At 72.0% G+C, this 17,610-nt stretch carries 15 protein-coding genes and 1 riboswitch; of the genes, 5 read left to right on the top strand and 10 right to left on the bottom strand.

Annotated elements, in window-relative coordinates:
* The first annotated feature begins 16 nt into the window (after positions 1–16).
* The gene (locus HMPREF2863_RS06415) at positions 17–1,363 is read left to right on the top strand and encodes an MFS transporter (RefSeq protein WP_067191398.1); all 1,347 of its coding nucleotides are present in this window, start codon (positions 17–19) and stop codon (positions 1,361–1,363) included.
* Between the two features lie 59 nt (positions 1,364–1,422).
* Here the strand turns inward: HMPREF2863_RS06415 and HMPREF2863_RS06410 are convergent, their stop codons facing one another.
* Entirely contained in the window at positions 1,423–2,478 is a 1,056-nt protein-coding gene (locus tag HMPREF2863_RS06410) for a GNAT family N-acetyltransferase (RefSeq protein WP_070638864.1), read from the bottom strand.
* On the bottom strand, positions 2,475–3,857 hold the full coding sequence (locus HMPREF2863_RS06405; protein ID WP_070638862.1) for a glycine--tRNA ligase: 1,383 nt from the start codon (positions 3,855–3,857) through the stop codon (positions 2,475–2,477). The genes HMPREF2863_RS06410 and HMPREF2863_RS06405 overlap by 4 nt, the downstream gene beginning before the upstream one ends.
* 134 nt (positions 3,858–3,991) lie before the next feature.
* On the opposite strand from HMPREF2863_RS06405, the gene HMPREF2863_RS06400 reads away from it, so the two are divergent.
* The gene (locus HMPREF2863_RS06400) at positions 3,992–4,225 is read left to right on the top strand and encodes an RNA-binding S4 domain-containing protein (RefSeq protein WP_087134606.1); all 234 of its coding nucleotides are present in this window, start codon (positions 3,992–3,994) and stop codon (positions 4,223–4,225) included.
* A gap of 7 nt (positions 4,226–4,232) precedes the next feature.
* On the opposite strand, the gene HMPREF2863_RS06395 is transcribed toward HMPREF2863_RS06400, so the two are convergent.
* Positions 4,233–4,913, bottom strand: a complete 681-nt coding sequence (locus tag HMPREF2863_RS06395) for an alpha/beta hydrolase (RefSeq protein WP_070638860.1) — start codon at positions 4,911–4,913, stop codon at positions 4,233–4,235.
* Between the two features lie 89 nt (positions 4,914–5,002).
* Between HMPREF2863_RS06395 and HMPREF2863_RS06390 the strand changes: the two genes are divergently transcribed.
* Positions 5,003–5,884, top strand: a complete 882-nt coding sequence (locus tag HMPREF2863_RS06390; protein ID WP_067191372.1) for an SGNH/GDSL hydrolase family protein — start codon at positions 5,003–5,005, stop codon at positions 5,882–5,884.
* Between the two features lie 60 nt (positions 5,885–5,944).
* On the opposite strand, the gene HMPREF2863_RS06385 is transcribed toward HMPREF2863_RS06390, so the two are convergent.
* Both HMPREF2863_RS06385 and HMPREF2863_RS06380 read right to left on the bottom strand, forming a co-directional pair.
* Positions 5,945–7,069: a homoserine O-acetyltransferase MetX gene (locus HMPREF2863_RS06385; RefSeq protein WP_070638858.1), complete on the bottom strand. Its 1,125-nt coding sequence runs from the start codon at positions 7,067–7,069 to the stop codon at positions 5,945–5,947.
* Entirely contained in the window at positions 7,066–8,484 is a 1,419-nt protein-coding gene (locus tag HMPREF2863_RS06380; protein ID WP_070638856.1) for an O-acetylhomoserine aminocarboxypropyltransferase/cysteine synthase family protein, read from the bottom strand. The genes HMPREF2863_RS06385 and HMPREF2863_RS06380 overlap by 4 nt, the downstream gene beginning before the upstream one ends.
* 111 nt (positions 8,485–8,595) lie before the next feature.
* Positions 8,596–8,713, bottom strand: a riboswitch (SAM riboswitch).
* A gap of 138 nt (positions 8,714–8,851) precedes the next feature.
* Between HMPREF2863_RS06380 and HMPREF2863_RS06375 the strand changes: the two genes are divergently transcribed.
* A complete protein-coding gene (locus tag HMPREF2863_RS06375) occupies positions 8,852–9,505 on the top strand; it encodes a VOC family protein (RefSeq protein ID WP_067191378.1) in 654 nt (217 codons plus the stop codon).
* Between the two features lie 325 nt (positions 9,506–9,830).
* On the opposite strand, the gene HMPREF2863_RS06370 is transcribed toward HMPREF2863_RS06375, so the two are convergent.
* Positions 9,831–10,733 carry a CPBP family intramembrane glutamic endopeptidase gene (locus tag HMPREF2863_RS06370; RefSeq protein ID WP_070638854.1) on the bottom strand — a complete coding sequence of 301 codons (903 nt, stop codon included), beginning with the start codon at positions 10,731–10,733 and terminating at the stop codon, positions 9,831–9,833.
* A 42-nt stretch (positions 10,734–10,775) separates the two neighbouring features.
* Between HMPREF2863_RS06370 and HMPREF2863_RS06365 the strand changes: the two genes are divergently transcribed.
* Positions 10,776–11,810: a phosphotransferase family protein gene (locus HMPREF2863_RS06365; protein WP_070638852.1), complete on the top strand. Its 1,035-nt coding sequence runs from the start codon at positions 10,776–10,778 to the stop codon at positions 11,808–11,810.
* A gap of 237 nt (positions 11,811–12,047) precedes the next feature.
* On the opposite strand, the gene HMPREF2863_RS06360 is transcribed toward HMPREF2863_RS06365, so the two are convergent.
* The 4 genes from HMPREF2863_RS06360 to gatA all read right to left on the bottom strand — a co-directional run bounded on the left by HMPREF2863_RS06360 (position 12,048) and on the right by gatA (position 17,591).
* The gene (locus tag HMPREF2863_RS06360; protein WP_067191384.1) at positions 12,048–13,268 is read right to left on the bottom strand and encodes a glycine C-acetyltransferase; all 1,221 of its coding nucleotides are present in this window, start codon (positions 13,266–13,268) and stop codon (positions 12,048–12,050) included.
* Entirely contained in the window at positions 13,268–14,314 is a 1,047-nt protein-coding gene (tdh, locus tag HMPREF2863_RS06355) for an L-threonine 3-dehydrogenase (protein ID WP_070638850.1), read from the bottom strand. The genes HMPREF2863_RS06360 and tdh overlap by 1 nt, the downstream gene beginning before the upstream one ends.
* A 233-nt stretch (positions 14,315–14,547) precedes the next feature.
* On the bottom strand, positions 14,548–16,050 hold the full coding sequence (gatB, locus tag HMPREF2863_RS06350) for an Asp-tRNA(Asn)/Glu-tRNA(Gln) amidotransferase subunit GatB (RefSeq protein WP_067191388.1): 1,503 nt from the start codon (positions 16,048–16,050) through the stop codon (positions 14,548–14,550).
* Entirely contained in the window at positions 16,047–17,591 is a 1,545-nt protein-coding gene (gene gatA / locus HMPREF2863_RS06345) for an Asp-tRNA(Asn)/Glu-tRNA(Gln) amidotransferase subunit GatA (RefSeq protein ID WP_371327623.1), read from the bottom strand. Before gatA ends, gatB begins: the two co-directional genes overlap by 4 nt.
* Positions 17,592–17,610: the final 19 nt, after the last annotated feature.

Here is a 17,610-nt window from a genome sequence, read left to right as displayed (position 1 = left end):
TGAGAGCCTGGAGCGGATGTCCAGGCTCTCACGCCCCTCCGCTGCGTCCGCAGCCGCTGCCGAGCTCCGCCGCGCCCGCTGGGCCGCGACGTTCGCGTTCCTCACCAACGGCGCCCTGTTCGGCGCGCTGATCCCCCACTATCCGGAGGCGAAGTCCGCCTTCGGACTCGGCGCCGGCGAGTTCGGCCTGCTGGTGATCGCCCTGACGCTGGGCGCGGCGCTCACCGGCAGCATGCCGGCACCGATCCTGCGCCGGGTCGGCAGTCGCCGTGTGGTGCTCTATGGCACGCTCCTGCTGGCGGTGCTCGTCTCCGGTGCCGGTCTCGCCGTGGACGCCGCGGCGGCCGTCCGCGGGGACGGCGGCCTGCCCTGGGGCGGCTTCGTCTGGGTCTTCGCGGGCCTGCTGTTCGTCTGCGGCATCGGCGACGCGATCGTGGACACCGCGCAGAACGCCCAGGGCATCCGTGTGCAGACCGTGCTCCGCCGGCCGGTGCTGACCTCCATGCATGCCGGGTGGAGCATCGGTGCCGCCGCCGGAGCAGGCCTCGGTGCGCTCTCGGTGGGCGCCGGGCTGCCGATGTCCGTGCACCTGGGCCTGAACGGCCTGGCCTGCGCCGTCATCCTGCTGCTGGTCCACCGCCGGTTCCTCCCGGACGCCCCTTCACGTCCCGACGACGGCCCCGCGCCGTCGACGGAGACCGTGGCCTCCGACTCGGCCTCGCCCCAGGCCGTCGAGGCGGCCGACCGCGGCGGGCCCTCCACGGCACCGGACGCCGCCACGGATTCCGCCCGGACTCCGACCCGCACCGGCGCCTACCTGGCGCTCGTGCCGATCGTGGTGATCGCGATGGCCGGGTTCAGCGTGGAGGAGTTCGGCAACGCGTGGACCTCGCTCTTCCTGCAGACCGAGCGGGGCCTGGACGCCGCCGTCGCCGGCCTGGGCGCCTCCACTCTGCTGCTCGCCCAGTTCCTCGGCCGCCTGACCGGCGACCGCGTCCTCGCGGCGCTGGGCCGCCGCACCACGCTCACGGTGGGGCTGTCCTGTGTGGTCCTCGGCCTGCTGCTGGTGTTGTTCACCGCTGCCCTGCCGGTGGTGCTCTCCGGCCTGGCGCTGTGCGGCCTCGGCTGCGCGGTGGTGGTCCCCACCGCCTACGCGCTCGGCGATGAGGTCCCCGGCCTGCCGGCGCAGACCGGCCTGGCGATCGTGTCCTGGCTGATGCGTGTGGCCGGCATCGGTCTGAGCCCGCTGGTCGGCCTGCTGGCCACGACGGTGCCGCTCACCCTGGCCCTGCTGGTCTTCCCCGTGCTGGCCGCGCTCGGTGTGCTGTGCTCACTGGTCCTGCACCGCGCCGGCCACCGCTGACCGGCTCTCGCCCGCAGACGGCGCGCTGGCCGCCTCCTCCGGCTCACGGCCGGCAGTGGTCATGCGGTCGCCACCACGGAGGCGTCGGCGAGCACCTGGGCGTAGCCGGCGGTGAGCAGGCCGTCCACGATCGGCGCCAGGGCCGTCATGGAGTCGTCCACCTCGATCTGCACGGGGTGCTGGGCCACGAGCAGCGCAAGCAGGTCGGCCACGGCCTGCTGAGCCTCGGCGTCCTCCAGCTCAGGGTCCCAGCCGAGCAGCACGTCAGCAGGGTCCTCCTGGCGCTCGGCCGTGTAGGAGACGGCGAACGCACGGATAGCCCCGCCGTCGGCGCCGGGCCGGTCGCGCAGGACCACGGCGCCGGCGGCGCCGGTGTCCGGGCCCAGCAGCATCTGCTGGGCCCGGCCGAGGCTCATCTCGGCCGGGTCCCAGTCATGGACACCGTTGTAGAACGCGGCCACGGCACGGGTGAGCTCCACGGAGCCGGTGGAGGACTCCTCGAGGCTCACGCCTTCCGGGGTCTGATCGGTGCGCAGCGTCGGCAGTGCCACGGAGCGGGCGGCCACGGCCACACGCCGGGAGCGCTGGATCCGGGTGAAGCCCCGGGCGGCGAGGAAGCCGCCGGTCGCCTCGGCCTGGGCCGCGCGTTCGGCGCGGGACTCGAGGTCGAGCTCCGGCAGCTCCTCCCCCTCGGCCACCGTCCTGGTGTCCTCGGGGGCGAGGCCGAAGCGGGACTTCAGTGCCGTCGTCGTGACCTCACCGGCGGCGTGCGCCGCCGTGACGATCCGGCGCAGAGCGTCCAGGAGGGCGGAGCCGATGCCGCGGCCGCGCTCGGAGGCGGCGGTCTCCACGTAGAGCCAGAGCCGCTGCGGGTGCAGCGAGGAGGCATAGACCACCGCGGCGCCGACGGGGACGGAGTCCACCTCGGCCACGATGCACCGGCGCCATGGGGTGTCCGAGGAGGCGGCCAGCATGGCGCGGTCCTGGTGCTGCTGCACGTCCACGGGGTCGCCGAAGACCTCCAGCAGCCGCAGGTCGTCGCCGTCCTCCCACGCCCGCAGGGTCAGTCCCTCCGGGGCGGTACGGGCGCTGCCGTTCTGCTGCGCGCCGGTCACTTGACCAGACGCTCCAGCAGGTAGGACTTCACCTGGGACAGGGCCACGCGCTCCTGGGCCATGGTGTCCCGCTCGCGGATGGTGACGGCCTGGTCCTCGAGGGTGTCGAAGTCCACGGTGATGCAGTACGGGGTGCCGATCTCGTCCTGGCGGCGGTAGCGGCGGCCGATGGCCCCGGCGTCGTCGTCCTCGACGTTCCACAGGCCGCGCAGCTCCGCCGCGAGGGACTGGGTGGCGGGCTGCAGCTCGGGCTTCTTGGACAGCGGGAGCACGGCGGCCTTGACCGGGGCCAGGCGCGGGTCCAGCTTCAGCACGGTGCGCACGTCCACGCCGCCCTTGGTGTTCGGGGCCTCGTCCTCCGCGTAGGCGTCCACGAGGAACGCCATCATGGCGCGGGTCAGGCCGAAGGACGGCTCGATCACGTACGGGGTGTAGTGCTCGTTGGCGGCCTGGTCGAAGTACTGCATCTTCGTGCCCGAGTGCTCGGTGTGCTGGGACAGGTCGTAGTCCGTGCGGTTGGCCACGCCCATGAGCTCGCCCCAGCCCTCGCCGCCGCCGAAGCCGAAGCGGTACTCCAGGTCGATGGTGCCGTCCGAGTAGTGCGCGCGCTCCTCGGCGGGGACGTCGAACCTGCGGAGGTTGTCCGGGTTGATCCCGAGGTCCACGAACCAGTTCCAGCACTGGTCCACCCAGCGGTCGAAGTGCTCCTGCGCCTGGGCCGGCGGCACGAAGTACTCGATCTCCATCTGCTCGAACTCGCGGGTGCGGAAGATGAAGTTGCCCGGGGTGATCTCGTTGCGGAACGCCTTGCCGATCTGGCCGATGCCGAACGGAGGCTTCTTGCGGGCGGCGTTCACCACGTTGAGGAAGTTCACGAAGATGCCCTGCGCCGTCTCCGGGCGCATGTAGTGCAGGCCTTCCTCGTTGTCCACGGGGCCGAGGAAGGTCTTCATCAGGCCGGAGAACAGCTGGGGCTCGGTGAACTCGCCGCGGGTGCCGCAGTCCGGGCACACCACTTCCGCCATGGACTCGGGCATGCGGCCCTTCTTCGCCTCGAAGGCCTCCTCCAGGTGGTCCTGGCGGTGGCGCCTGTGGCAGGAGGTGCACTCCACCAGCGGGTCGGTGAAGGTGTCCACGTGGCCGGAGGCCTTCCACACATCGCGGGGCAGGATGATGGACGAGTCCAGGCCGACCATGTCCGCGCGGGAGCGCACGAAGGTCTTCCACCACTCGTTCTTGATGTTCTCCTTCAGCTCCACGCCGAGCGGCCCGTAGTCCCAGGCCGAGCGGGAACCGCCGTAGATCTCACCGGCCTGGAACACGAAGCCTCGGCGCTTGGCGAGGTTGATGACGTTGTCCAGCGGGGACTTGGCAGCCATGGGTGAATGTCACTTCCGTCCTGGGTGTGGGGCGCCCCGCACACGGCGGCGGGGCGATGGGCGGCGGGCCGGCGGCGTCCGGGCATGGCCGAAGGACGCGCACGACTCGCGTGAGGGCAAGCCTACCGGGGACAATGGGCCTCATGGCTTCCGACGCACAGCCCCTGCCCATCCGTGACGAGACCATCCGCCTCGGCCAGGCCCTCAAGCTCGCCTCCCTCGTGGAGGACGGCGCCATGGCCCGCGACGTGATCCAGGACGGCATGGTGACCGTGAACGGCGAGGTCCGCACCCAGCGCGGCGCGCAGCTGCACGACGGAGACGTGGTGGAGTTCAACGGCGAGTCGATCGTGATCGAGGCGCCGTGAGGCTGAGTCAGCCCCTCCCCGGCACCACCTGGTCCAGGTACTGCACCACGTGGGTGAGCTCCTGCGGGTGGACGGCGTGGCCGAGGCCGGCGTAGACGATCTTCGTCATGTCCACATGTTCGTTGAGCCAGCCGTGGGTGGCCTCCACGCGGGCCTCGGAGATGATCGGGTCCTCCTGGCCGCGACCCCAGAAGACCTTCGGCCGGACGCGGGCGACCTCGTCGTCCCGGTCGAAGAGGGTGGCGAGCTCGGGCTCGGCGCGGTCCGGGTCGGCGACGAAGCCGGACAGGCCCACGGTGCAGGCGTAGGCGGCCGGGTCCAGGCGCAGCAGGGACATGGCCATCGCCATGCCCTGGGAGAAGCCGAGCAGGGTCACGGACCGGAAGTCTGCGCGGACGGACTCCACCCAGGCCTGCAGTGATTCAACGGCGGCGCGCACGGACGGGGCGTCCGAACCGATCTCCCCGGTCACCGGGTCCTGGGACAGCGGGAACCAGGCGAAGCCGCCCATCGGGATCTGCAGCGGCGCGCGCACGGAGGCCACGGTGAGACGCTCCGGGAACTCGCGGGCCAGGCCGAACAGGTCGTTCTCGTCCGCGCCGAAGCCGTGCAGCATCACCAGCAGGTGATCGGTGCGCTCCCCCTCAGGGTGGGACCAGCGGACGGTGAACTCGGTGGTGGAAGTCATGGCGTCCAGCGTATGCGGAGCAACCGAAGTGGAGCATCCCGCTCCGATTCCTTGTTCCACATGCCCTTTGGGGTCCAGAATGCACTGTTGTGACGACTCCGCACCCAGACTCCTCCACAGCCTCCCGTCCCGACGACGCCTCCCCTGCCGCCTCGCCCACCACGCATCCGTGGCGCCGCTACGTGGCCCTGGGCGACTCGTTCACCGAGGGCATCGGCGACCCGGTGGCCGAGAAGCCGGGCTACCACCGCGGCTGGGCCGACCGCGTGGCCGAAGAACTCGCCCGCCTCACCCCGGACGACGAGCGCTTCGCCTACGCCAACCTTGCAGTGCGCGGCAAGCTCCTGGACCAGATCGCAGCGGACCAGATCGACCCCGCCCTCGAGCTGCAGCCGGACCTGGTCAGCATCTGCGCCGGCGGCAATGACATCCTTCGCCGGGCGGACCCGGACGAGGTGGCCGTCCGGCTGGACACCGCGGTCGAGCGGCTGTCCGCCTCCGGGGCCACCATCCTCCTCTTCAACGCCACGGACGTGAAGGAGACCCCGGTGCTCGGCCGCATCCGCGGCAAGGTGGCCATCTACAACGAGAACGTCCGCACCATCGCCGCCCGCCACGACTGCCTGGTCCCGGACATGTGGTCCCTGAAGGTCCTCTCCCGCCCGGAGATGTGGGCCGAGGACCGCCTGCACTTCTCCCCCACCGGACATCACACGATCGCGGCGATGGTCCTGGAGACGCTGAACGTGGAGCACGACCTGGAGCCGTTCGTGCCCAAGCCGCTGCCGCCGCGGAACTGGCGCCACGCGCGGGCCGAGGACGTCGTGTGGGCGCGCACCCACCTGGTGCCGTGGGTCATCCGCCGCATCAAGGGCGTCTCCTCCGGAGACGGCCGCAGCGCCAAGCGCCCCGACGCCGCTCCCCTGTTCGGCGCGGACATGCCGCACGGCTCGGACTACAACGAGGGCTGAGAACCCGCCGCCCCGACGACGGCCCGGACGCACAAGGGGTGCGTCCGGGCCGCCGTCGGCTCAGAGGGCCAGGTCCTGCCGGAGTTGCTCGGCGACCTGCCCGTAGTGGACGAGGAAGCCGTCATGCCCGAGCGGTGAGTCGATCATGTGCACCTGCGGCCGGGCCGGCAGCAGCGCGGCCAGTTCGTGGGACTCGGCGGGCAGGTAGAGCCGGTCGGTCTCCACGGCGGCCACGAAGGCCCGGCCTGTGAACCGCCGCAGCGCCTCGGCCACGCCCCCACGGCCACGGCTGACGTCATGGCTCATGAGGGCCTCGGTGAGGGTCAGGTAGGCGTTCGCGTCGAACCGGCCGACCAGCTTGGAGGCCTGATGGTCCAGGTAGGACTCCACCTGGTACCGGCCCAGACGCTCTCCTGCCGCCGTGCCGAAGGGATCCTCCTCACCCTGGTGGCGGCGCCCGAACCTCACGGCCAGCTCCTCGGCGCTGCGGTAGGTGATGTGGGCGATGCGCCGGGCGATGCCGAGGCCGGCCTCGGGCTGCGGACCTCCGTAGTAGTCACCGCCCCGGAACTGCGGGTCGAGGCGGATGGCCTGTGCCTGGGACTGGGCGAAGGCGATCTGCTCGGCACTCGAGTGCGCGGTCGACGCCAGCACCCCCACGCCCGCCACACGGTCCGGCCTGCTCACGGCCCACTCCAGGGCCCGGGCGCCGCCCATCGACCCGCCGATCGCGGCATGCCAGCGGGCGATGCCGAGGTGGTCGGCCAGCCGTGCCTCCGCCTCCACCGCATCGCGCAGGGTGATGAACGGGAACCGCGAGCCCCACGGACGTCCGTCCGGGGCCGGGCTCGCCGGGCCGGTGGAACCGGAGCAGCCGCCCACCATGTTCGGCGCCACCACGAACCAGCGGTCCGTGTCCACGGCGCGGCCGGGACCGACGAGCTCATCCCACCAGCCGGTGCTCGGGTCCTGGCGGTGGGCGGCCACGTGGGCGTCTCCCGTGAGGGCGTGGAGGACCAGCACGGCGTTGGTGCCCTCGGCGTTCAGCGTGCCCCACGTCTCATAGGCGAGCTCCACTGCCGGCAGGTGGCCGCCGGTCTCCGTGTCCAGCGGCCCGACGCAGAGCCGGTGGAACCCGCCGGCGGGCAGATCGGTGCGGGTGCCCCTGACGTCCACCGCGGTCACCGGGCCTCCCCTGCGGAGGCGGCCGGGCCGTCGTCGTGCCTCACGGCGCCGGAGGCGGCGGCGAAGCCGGTCTCAAGGTCCGCGAGGATGTCCTCGATCGACTCCAGGCCCACGGAGAGGCGGACCAGGCCCGGGGTGACGCCGGTGGCGCGCTGTTCGTCCTCGGTGAGCTGGGAATGGGTGGTGGAGGCCGGGTGGATCACCAGCGAGCGGACGTCGCCCACGTTCGCCACATGGTGGTGCAGGGTCAAAGCGTCCACGAAGGCCGCGCCGGCCTCGCGGCCGCCGGCGATCTCGAAGGAGACGATCGCACCCGCGCCGCGCGGGAACAGCTCCTTCGCACGGGCGTTCCACCGGCTCGAGGCGTGCTCGGGATGGACCACGGCCTCCACCTGCCCGTGGCCTTCCAGGTACTCGACGACCCGGCGGGAGTTGGCCACGTGGCGCTCCATGCGCAGGGACAGGGTCTCCAGGCCGAGGTTCACCAGGAAGGCGTTGAACGGGGAGATCGCCGATCCGTAGTCACGGAGCAGCTGCACGCGGGCCTTGAGGATGTAGGAGAGGTTCACGCCGAAGGCGCCGTCGGCGCCGAGGTCCCGAGCGTAGACGAGGCCGTGGTAGGACTCGTCCGGCTCGGTGAAGCCGCCGAAGCGCTCGGGGTACCTGCCGTAGTCGAAGGTGCCGGCGTCCACGATCACGCCGGCCATGGCTGCGGCGTGGCCGCCGAGGTACTTGGTGGCCGAGTGGGTGACCACGTCCGCACCGTGCTCGATCGGCCGGAACAGGTACGGCGAGGCCAGGGTGTTGTCCACGATCAGCGGGACACCGGCCTCGTGGGCGACGGCGGAGACACCGGCGACGTCCAGCACGTCCCCGCGCGGGTTGCCGAGGGACTCGCCGAAGAACGCCTTGGTCTCCGGGCGGACGGCGGCCCGCCACTGCTCCAGGTCGTCCGGGTCCTGCACGAAGGTGGTCCGGACCCCGACCTTGGCCAGGGTGTGCTTGAAGAGGTTCTGTGTGCCGCCGTAGAGCGAGGTGGAGACCACCACGTGGTCCCCGGCGCCGGCGACGTTGAGGATCGCGAACGTGGTGGCTGACTGCCCGGAGGACAGCAGCAGCGCACCCACGCCGCCCTCGAGCGCGGCGATCTTCTCCTCCACCGCCTGCTGGGTGGGGTTGCCGATCCGCGTGTACAGCGGGTCCAGGTCCGCCAGCGCGAAGCGGTCCGCGGCCACCTGGGAGCTGGGGAAGTCGAAGGACGTGGTCTGCACGATCGGCAGAGCGGTGGCGCCGTGGGCGTGGGGCTGCTCGGCGCCGGCGTGGATCTGACGGGTCTCGAAGCCCCAGGCCTCGGCGGCGGGGGTCTCGGCGTTCGCGGAGGCGCTCGTCTCAGGGGCGCTGTTCTGGGTGGTCATGGCGGACTCCTGGGGCTGTCAGGGTCGGCCATGCCCCCGCACCTCGGACTGCCGTGGACCTTGAGCAGGTCCGGGGCTCTGGCACGCCCGTGCGGGAGCGGGCGCATGACACGACCGCGCTTGCCGGGCCCCGGTCTGGGGCCGGCCTGGTCGTCACCCGGGGCACCCCGCCGCGGTGGGGAGGGTTGCCGGCCAGAATGCCGGGGCACTGGTGCTGGCTCTCGTGACCGTGACGCCAGTGTGGCATCGGGGACACACCGACCGCACACCGGCTCGTCACGATTTCATGTCCTTCGTCACACAGGGCTAGCCTGAGCCTCACGACAGCCCGGCTGACATCCCCTGGGCCGACGAGAGGACGATCTTCGTGAGCACCATCCGCCTGGACCATGTGTCCTACGCCGCCGGCCCCGAGGGCCTCGACGCCACCGTGGAACGGGTTTCCGACGCCCTCGGCGTGGAGCGCGTGAAGGGCGGCGTGCACCCTCGGTTCGGCACCCGCAACGCCCTGTTCCCCATGGCCCACGGCCAGTACCTGGAGGTCGTGGAGGTCCTGGACCACCCGGCAGCGGCGAACGCCCCGTTCGGCCAGGCCGTGCGCTCCCGCTCCGAGCAGGGCGGCGGCTGGATGGGCTGGGTCGTGGCCACAGACGACCTCTCCGCCTTCGAAGAGCGCCTCGGCCGCTCCGCCGTGCCCGGCAACCGCAAGTTCCCGGACGGCCGCGAGCTGACCTGGAAGCAGATCGGCATCAAGGGCCTGATCGCGGACCCGCAGGTCCCGTACCTCGTCTGCTGGGACGAGGGCACCGAGGACCTCCACCCCTCCCTGGCGGCCCCGGCGCAGGCCTCGATCTCCTCGCTCACCCTGGCCGGCTCCCGCGAGCGCGTCCGCTCCTGGCTGGGCCTGGACGATCCGTCCCAGAAGGTCGAGGACCTCACCATCGAGTACGCCGCGCCCTCGGGCACCCCCGGCCTGCTGACCGTACGGTTCGAGACCCCCCGGGGCACCGTCACCCTCTGACGGCTCCCTCACCCCCGGCGCTCGTCCTGGCGGCCCCCCGACGCTGTTCCCGACGGCCACCCCGGCGCTGTTCCCGACGGCCACCCCGGCGCTGTTCCCGACGGCCTCCCCCGGCGCTCTTCCTGACGGCCCCCGACGCTCTTCCTGGCGGCCTCCCCGGCGCGCTTCGCCTACTGGTCTGCTGGCCTACTTGTCTACTGGTGAGGACACACCGTCTGGCACCCCTCCTGCGCGGGCGATGAGGGTGTGTCCTCACCAGTTGGCGTCGGACGGGGACGGACCGGACGTTGGACTGGGCATCGGACCGGGCCTCGGGCGGGGACGGTCAGGTGCCGAACCAGCCCAGCTGGGCCAGCAGCGGGGCGGCGACGAACCCGGTGACGTCCAGCAGCAGGTGGGCGACGACCAGCGGCATGACGCGGCGCCAGCGCAGGTAGAACAGCACGAAGACGACGCCCATCGCCGCGTTGCCCAGTCCGGGGCCGATGCCCTGGTACAGGTGGTAGCCGGCACGGAGCACGGCGAGCCCGATCACGATCGCGGTGACGCGGACCGGCAGGAAGGCACCGGTGTCCGTGGTGCGCGGGGCCGGCAGCTCCGGAGCCTGCTCCCCCGCCAGGCCACAGGAGCGCAGCTGCTGCAGATAGGACAGCCGGTCCACCATCCAGGCGACCACGATGATCTCCTCCACCAGCGCATGGCGCAGGGCGGACAGGACCAGCACGGGCACGGCGTACCAGGTGTCGTCCATGGCGGAGCCGACGATCGCCGTGGTGGCGCCGAGGGCGCGGCCGCCGGCGTAGACGGCCAGGGTGCCCAGACCCATCACGAGGAACAGCAGGGCGCCCCAGCCGAGGTCCGCCCACGGGCGGCGGAAGTCCAGGCCGAACGCGCGGAACGGGTTGCGGCCGTGCAGCCGGACCAGGTGGAGCACGAGGGCCACCGGGACGAGGGCGAAGCCGATGTTCAGCAGCTGGTAGGTGAGGTCGAAGACCCATCGGTTGTTCAGGACCGGGTTGAGGACGGTCGTCTGGTCCCGCAGCGGCCCCTGGGTCATCTTGTCCAGCAGCTGCACCACGGCGTAGACCGCGGACTTGCCCAGGGACAGGCCGAGGACGATCGCGACCTCCCAGCGGACGGTGCGCGCCGAAGGGGCGGGCAGCGCGCCGGAGGAGCGTGCCGTCGTCGGGCCCTGACTGGCCTGGGGGGTGGTTCCGGAGGTGCTCACGTGCGCAGTGTAGGTCCGTCCGCCGGGGGTACGGTGTCAGTCATGGCGTCGGATCCGCTTCCCTCAGAGATCGGGCTCGCGCGCACCTGCGCCGAGCGGCTGCTGCCCCACGTGGACGCCCAGACCGCCGAGCGGCTGACCGGAGCGCGCTGGGATGCCGGACGTGTGGAGGAGTCCGGCCAGTTCCACCGGGTGCTCGTCCTGGACGACGTGGCCGTGCTGCGCATGACGCGGATGGCGGAGGCCGGTGCCGCCCCCGGCACCTGCTGGGCGCCGGACGACTCCCCGGCCTTCCACCTTCCTCGTCGCATGGGCCTGCTGCAGGCGCTGGCCGCACGGGGCCTGCCGTTCTCCGTGCCGGCGCCGCTGTCCGAGGTGTGGCACGCCGAGACGGCTGAGGGCGTGCCGCTGACCGCGGCGGTGCTGCAGCCCTACCTGCCCGGCCAGCCGCATCCGGTGCACGAGGGCGACCCGGCAGTGCTGCGCGGGATCGTGGACGCCCTGGACGCCGTGGACGTCACGGATGGGGATGTGGCCGCAGGGCTCGGCCCGGCGTGGGCCTTCCGCGGACCGTGGACGGACGAGCGCATCCAGGCACTGCGGGCGCTGCCGGCGGCGTTGCCGGCCGAGCATGCCGGAGCCCTGCCGCAGTCCTGGCAGGAGGCGGTGGAGGTCATCGCGACGACGGTCCGCACCTGGTTCTCCGAGCCCGCCGTGGCGCCGCGGCTGGTCCACGGGGACCTGGCCGGCCACAACCTGCGCTGGGTGCCCGTCCCCGGCGAGGGCGACGCGGTCGTGTGGAGGCTCGCGGGCATCCTCGACTGGGACCTGGCGCATGCCGGAGACCCGGCACGGAACGTCGCGGACCTGGCGATCTGGCACGGCCAGGACCTCATCGACGAGATCGCCCGGGACACGGACGAGGCCGGCCGGGCCCGTGTGTGGCTCGGCAACGCGGCACTCGAGGCGCTGGACGACGCCCGCGCACGGCAGGAGCTCACCGGCCGGCCGCTGCGCTGGGACAAGCTGCTGCGGAAGGTCCTGCCGCGCATCGAGCGGGCGATGACCGCGTTCTGAGCCCCTCGCGCTGTCGCTCGCAGAACCGGCGCCGCCGCGCGCAGTCCGCTCCGCTTCCCAGGCGTTTTCGCTGACGATATGGGAGGGGCCCGGACCGCGGCCGGTCTCGACACTTTCACGAACGAAAGCGCCCGCTGACGATACGGGAGGGGCCCGGACCCCAGCCGGTGAGCCGGTGGTCCGGGCCCGTCTCCTGAGCGTCGCCTCGGGCCGAGCCTCGGCGTCGTCTCGGGTCGATCAGCCCTGCACGGCGGCGCGGGCCTTCACGAAGGCCTGCACGGCGTTCTCCACGTCCTCCTCGGAGTGGGCGGCGGAGAGCTGCACGCGGATGCGGGCGGCGCCCTTCGGGACCACCGGGTAGGAGAAGGCGGTGACGTAGACGCCCTGGTCCAGCATGGCGTCGGCCACGCGCGCGGCCAGCGCCGCGTCGCCGAACATCACGGGGACGATGGCGTGCTCGCCGTCGAGCAGCTCGAAGCCCTCCTCGGTCATGCGACGGCGGAACAGGGCCGCGTTGTCGAAGAGGGTCTTGCGCAGGGCGGCGGAGCCCTCCACGAGGTCCAGGGCGGTGAGGGTGGCGGCCACGATCACCGGGGCCACGGAGTTGGAGAACAGGTAGGGGCGGCCACGCTGGCGCAGCACCTCCACGATCTCCTTGCGGCCGGACACGTAGCCGCCGGAGGCGCCGCCGAGGGCCTTGCCGAAGGTGCCGGTGTAGATGTCCACGCGGTCGGAGACGCCGGCGTGCTCGGGGGTGCCGGCACCGGTGGCGCCCATGAACCCCACCGCGTGGGAGTCGTCCACCATCACCAGGGCGCCGTACTCCTCGGCGAGGTCGCAGATCTGCTCCAGCGGGGCCAGGTAGCCGTCCATGGAGAACACCCCGTCGGTGACGATCACCGTGCGGCGGGCGCCGGCGCCGTCGTTCAGCTCCTTGGTGGCCTCCAGCTGGGCGCGCAGGTCCTCCATGTCCTGGTTGGCGTAGCGGAAGCGGTGCGCCTTGGACAGGCGGATGCCGTCGATGATCGAGGCGTGGTTCAGCGCGTCCGAGATGATGGCGTCCTCGCGGCCGAACAGGGGCTCGAAGACGGCGCCGTTGGCGTCGAAGCAGCTGGAGAACAGGATGGTGTCCTCGGTGCCGAGGAACGCGGACAGGCGCTGCTCGAGTTCGACGTGCATGTCCTGGGTGCCGCAGATGAAGCGGACGGAGGCCATGCCGAAGCCGCGCTCGTCCAGGGCCTTCTTGGCGGACTCGATCAGCCGCTCGTCGTCCGCCAGGCCGAGGTAGTTGTTGGCGCAGAAGTTCAGCACCGGCTTGGGCTGGGCGTCCTCGGCACCGGCCGCAGTGGCCTGCACGTGGGCGGACTGCGGGGTGGTGATGGCCCGCTCGTGCTTGTAGAGGCCGGACTCGCGGAGCTCGTTCAGCTCGGCGGCCAGCTGGTCCTTGAATGCGTACATCAGAGGTTCCTCCAGTCCAGGACGATCTTTCCGGTGGCGCCGGCACGGGCGGCGTCGAAGCCGCGCTGCCAGTCATGGGCGGGGATGACGTCGGTGACGACCGACTCGATCTGCTTCAGCAGGGCGGGGTTCGACTGCAGCATCGCGGACATCGCGTACCAGGTCTCGAACATCTCGCGGCCGTAGATGCCCTTGATGGTGATCATGTGGGTCACCACGGACTGCCAGTCGATCGCGATCTCCCCGTCCGGCAGCCCGAGCAGGGCGATCTTGCCGCCGTGGTTCATGTTGGCCACCATCTCCTGCAGCGCGGAGGCACGGCCGGACATCTCCATGCCGACGTCGAAGCCCTCCTCCATGCGCAGCTCGGCCTGGGCCTGCCTGATCCGCTGGGCGGAGACGTCGATCGCGGCGTCGGCACCCATCTTCGTCGCCAGTTCCAGGCGCGCCGGGGAGACGTCGGTGATGGCGATGCGGCGGGCCCCGGCATGGCGGGCGATGCCGATGGCCATCAGGCCGATCGGCCCTGCGCCGGTGATGAGCACGTCCTCGCCGACCAGCGGGAAGGACAGGGCGGTGTGGACGGCGTTGCCCAGCGGGTCGAAGATCGCGCCGACCTCGGGGGTGATCGCGTCGTCCTTGTGCTGCCACACGTTGGACTCCGGGATCACCACGTACTCGGCGAAGGCGCCGTCTCGCTGCACGCCCACGGAGACGGTGTTGATGCACATCTGGCGGCGGCCGGCACGGCAGTTGCGGCACATGCCGCAGACCACGTGTCCCTCGCCGGAGACACGCTGGCCGACGGCCACGTGCTCCACCATGTCCCCGACCTCCACGACCTCCCCGTAGAACTCGTGGCCCGGGATCATCGGGGCCTGGATCATCGCCTGCGCGGCGGCGTCATAGGCCTCGATGTGCAGATCGGTGCCGCAGATGCCGGTGGTGTGCACGCGGATCTTCACGTCGTGCGGGCCGCACACGGGCTCAGGGCGGTCGGTGAACTCGAAGCCGGCGTGGGGGCCGGACTTGTACAGGGCCTTCATGGGTGTGGGGCTCTCCTGATGAGGTCGGTGGTCGAAGCCGCCCCGGGGGTGCTGCGGCGGCTGCGCTGCTCAGGGCGCGACGTCGACGGTGCGCCACCCATGAGGGTACTGGCAATGCGGCGCCGCGCCGAGCACGGCAGGTCATCCGGCGGGCGCACCCGTCCACTCTCCGATGCTCCGGCGACGGCCCGGGCGCTGCGCGCTCCGCAGCGCCCGGACCGGGGAGCGCGGGGTCAGCCGACGCCCAGGCGCTCCATCACGATCTCGCGGACGCGCCCGGCGTCGGCCTGACCGCGGGTGGCCTTCATGACGGGGCCGATCAGGGCGCCGATGGCCTGCATCTTGCCGCCCTTGATCTTCTCCACCACGTCCGGGTTGTCGGCGATGGCGGCGTCGACGGCCTCGGTGAGGGCGCCGTCGTCGGACACCACGGCCAGGGACCGGGCCTCCACGATCTGCTTCGGCGTGCCCTCGCCGTCGGCGACGTGTCCGAGGACCTGCTTGGCGATCTTGTCGTTGATGGTCTTGGCGGCGATCAGCTCCTCGACCTGCACCACGTGGGCGGGCTCCACGCCGAGCGCGGAGACCTCGACCTCGCGGGCGTTGGCGAGGCGGGCGATCTCGCCCATCCACCACTTGCGGGCGGCCGCCGGGGTGGCACCGGCCTCCACGGTCGCGGCGATCTCGCCGTCCACGCCGGCGTTGACCACGTCCCGGAACTCCTCGTCCGAGAAGCCCCACTCGGCCTTGAGGCGCTTGCGGCGCACGGCCGGCAGCTCGGGCAGCTCGGCGCGGACGCGCTCGACCCACTCGCGGTCCACCACCACCGGCACCAGATCCGGCTCGGGGAAGTAGCGGTAGTCGTCCGCGTCGGACTTCGGGCGGCCCGAGGTGGTGGTGCGGGTGTCCTCATGCCAGTGGCGGGTCTCCTGGGTGACCGTGCCGCCGGCGGCCAGCAGGGCGGCCTGGCGCTGGATCTCGTGCTGCACCGCGTGCTGCACGGCGCGGGTGGAGTTCACGTTCTTCGTCTCGGTGCGGGTACCGAACGTGTCTGAGCCCTTGGGCATCAGGGACACGTTGGCGTCGCAGCGGACGTTGCCCTGCTCCATCTTCGCGTCGGAGATGTCGATCGCCTTGACGATGTCACGGATCGCGGTCACGTAGGCGCGGGCCAGCTCCGGGGCGCGGTCCCCGGCGCCGACGATCGGCCGGGTGACGATCTCGATCAGCGGCACGCCGGCACGGTTGTAGTCCACCAGGGAGGCGGAGGCGCCCTGGATGCGGCCGGAGCCGCCCTGGTGGGTCAGCTTGCCGGCGTCGTCCTCCAGGTGGGCGCGCTCGATCTCGATGCGGAAGACCTCGCCGTCCTCCAGCTCCACGTCCAGGTGGCCGTCGAACACGATCGGCTCGTCGTACTGGGAGGTCTGGAAGTTCTTCGGGGTGTCCGGGTAGAAGTAGTTCTTCCGGGCGAAGCGGCAGGACTCGGCGACCTGCGCGTTCAGGGCCACGCCGAGGCGGATCGCGTACTCCACGACCTCCTTGTTCACCACCGGCAGGGTGCCCGGCAGACCGAGGTCCAGGGCGGTGACGTTGGTGTTCGGCTCGTCGCCGAAGGCGTTCGGGGCCGAGGAGAAGATCTTGGACCTGGTGTTCAGCTCCACGTGCACCTCGAACCCGAGGACCGGGTCGAACTGCTCCATCGCCTGGCCGAAGTCCATCACGTCGTTCGAGCTCACTGCTGGCCTCCTGCGGTCGGAGCGGCGGCGCGTTCGGCGCCCTTGACGAGGTCCGGGGCCTGGGCCCAGACGGGGGTGCCGCGGCGCTCGTCCAGGAGCGCCTCGACGGCGGCGCCCACCGAGTACAGGCGGGCGTCCTCACGGACCGGAGCCACCAGCTGCAGGCCGTACGGCAGGCCGTCCACGGTGCCGCCCGGCACGGAGAGGCCGGGCACGCCGGCGAGGTTGGCCGGGATGGTGGCGATGTCGTTGAGGTACATCGCCATCGGGTCCGTGGTCTGCGCGCCCAGCTCGAACGCCGGGGTCGGGGCGGTCGGGGTGAGCAGCACGTCGACCTTCTCGAACGCGGCGGCGAAGTCCTCCTGCACCAGGGTGCGGACCTTCTGGGCCGAGCCGTAGTAGGCGTCGTAGTAGCCGGCGGACAGGGCGTAGGTGCCCAGGATGATGCGGCGCTTGACCTCGGGGCCGAAGCCGGCCTCACGGGTGGCCGCCATGACCTGCTCGATCGTGCCGCCGCCCTCCGGCACCACGCGGTTGCCGTAGCGGACGCCGTCGTAGCGGGCCAGGTTGGAGGAGGCCTCGGAGGGCATGATCAGGTAGTACGCGGCCAGGGCGGCGTCGAAGTGCGGGCAGGAGACCTCCACGATCTCCGCACCGGCCCCGCGCAGCGCCTCCACGTCCGCGTCGAACGCGGCCTTCACACCGGCGTCGAACCCTTCCGTGGACTGGTCGGCGATGACGCCGACCTTCACACCGGTGAGGTCGCGGTTGCCGGCGGCGGCCACGAAGTCGGCCTGCTCATCCGGCAGCGAGGTGGAGTCGCGGCGGTCGTGGCCGCCGATGACCTGCTGCAGCGCCGCGGCGTCCGCCACGGTGCGGGCGGCCGGGCCCACCTGGTCCAGAGAGGAGGCCATGGCGATCACGCCGTAGCGGGACACGGTGCCGTAGGTCGGCTTCATGCCGACGGTGCCGGTGAAGGCGGCGGGTTCGCGGATGGAGCCGCCGGTGTCCGAGCCGAGGGCGAACGGGGCGAGGAAGGCCGCCACGGCCGCGGCGGAGCCGCCGCCGGAGCCGCCGGGCACGCGGTCCAGGTCCCACGGGTTGCGGGTGATGCCGAACGCGGAGTGCTCGGTGGAGCCGCCCATGGCGAACTCGTCCATGTTGGTCTTGCCGAGGATCGGCAGCTTGGCCGCGCGGATGCGCTCGATCACGTGGGCGTCGTACGGGCTCATCCAGCCGTCGAGCATCGTCGAGGCGGCGGTGGTGGGCTGGCCCACGGTGACGATGTTGTCCTTGACGGCCACCGGGACGCCGGCCAGCGGGTGCAGGGCCTCGGCCTCGGCACCGCCGGCGGCGCGGATCGCGTCCACCTCGGCGGCCACGGCGAGGGCCTCGTCGGTGTTCACGTGGAGGTAGGCGCGCACGCCGCGGTCGGAGGCGGCGTCGGAGCGCGGGTCGCCGTCGTACTCGCCGATCCGGTCCAGGTGCGCCTGCACGAGCTCCACGGAGGTGGTGGTGCCGGCGGCGAGGCGCTCGGCCATCTGCAGGGCGGTGAGGCGG

This window comes from Micrococcus sp. HMSC067E09, from assembly GCF_001812555.1.
In the GTDB taxonomy this organism is placed as follows: domain Bacteria; phylum Actinomycetota; class Actinomycetes; order Actinomycetales; family Micrococcaceae; genus Micrococcus; species Micrococcus lylae.
Note: the sequence above shows the minus strand (reverse complement) of the source record. Positions and strands in the feature narration are given on the sequence as shown.

Bases quoted from the DNA above. Each gene is read 5' to 3' on its own strand.
- HMPREF2863_RS06380 (WP_070638856.1), bottom strand. From the start codon at position 8,484: ATGACCACCCAGAACAGCGCCCCTGAGACGAGCGCCTCCGCGAACGCC.
- HMPREF2863_RS06365 (WP_070638852.1), top strand. From the start codon at position 10,776: ATGGCGTCGGATCCGCTTCCCTCAGAGATCGGGCTCGCGCGCACCTGC.
- HMPREF2863_RS06400 (WP_087134606.1), top strand. From the start codon at position 3,992: ATGGGCCTCATGGCTTCCGACGCACAGCCCCTGCCCATCCGTGACGAG.
- tdh (WP_070638850.1), bottom strand. From the start codon at position 14,314: ATGAAGGCCCTGTACAAGTCCGGCCCCCACGCCGGCTTCGAGTTCACC.
- HMPREF2863_RS06395 (WP_070638860.1), bottom strand. From the start codon at position 4,913: ATGACTTCCACCACCGAGTTCACCGTCCGCTGGTCCCACCCTGAGGGG.
- HMPREF2863_RS06405 (WP_070638862.1), bottom strand. From the start codon at position 3,857: ATGGCTGCCAAGTCCCCGCTGGACAACGTCATCAACCTCGCCAAGCGC.
- HMPREF2863_RS06415 (WP_067191398.1), top strand. From the start codon at position 17: ATGTCCAGGCTCTCACGCCCCTCCGCTGCGTCCGCAGCCGCTGCCGAG.
- gatA (WP_371327623.1), bottom strand. From the start codon at position 17,591: ATGGCCGAGCGCCTCGCCGCCGGCACCACCACCTCCGTGGAGCTCGTG.
- HMPREF2863_RS06360 (WP_067191384.1), bottom strand. From the start codon at position 13,268: ATGTACGCATTCAAGGACCAGCTGGCCGCCGAGCTGAACGAGCTCCGC.